The sequence below is a fragment of the Sphingobacterium bovisgrunnientis genome (assembly GCF_009829085.1).
GTDB classification, from domain to species: domain Bacteria; phylum Bacteroidota; class Bacteroidia; order Sphingobacteriales; family Sphingobacteriaceae; genus Sphingobacterium; species Sphingobacterium bovisgrunnientis.
In genome coordinates this window covers 1-328 of record NZ_WUQY01000234.1, presented here as the reverse complement: position 1 = coordinate 328, position 328 = coordinate 1, and the positions used below count along the sequence as shown (strand labels likewise).

Here is a 328-nt window from a genome sequence, read left to right as displayed (position 1 = left end):
AGAAATTTGACTTAACTATAATTTCGTTTGGTTTTAAACATAATAGCGTAGATAAATGTTTATATTCAAAAGTGTGTGATAATTATGTGATATTTATATGCTTATATGTTGATGACATGTTGATTATGAGTGATCACATGGATGGAATAAAAGAAACAAAGAGGTTTCTATCTTCCACATTTAAGATGAAGGATCTTGGACAAGTGGATACCATTTTGGGTATCAAAGTCACGAAGACTAGTGGGGTTTACCATCTAAGTCAATCACATTATATTGAGAATGTGATAAACATGTTCAAACATTTGAACATAAAGGAAGCATGTACCCC

Annotated in this window: 1 protein-coding gene; it reads left to right on the top strand. The window is 31.1% G+C overall.

Annotated elements, in window-relative coordinates; all coding sequences use genetic code 11:
• Positions 1 to 125: 125 nt before the first annotated feature.
• Positions 126 to 328: reverse transcriptase domain-containing protein (locus GOQ16_RS18610; protein WP_262886282.1), on the top strand; the 203-nt coding region annotated here is incomplete at its 3' end.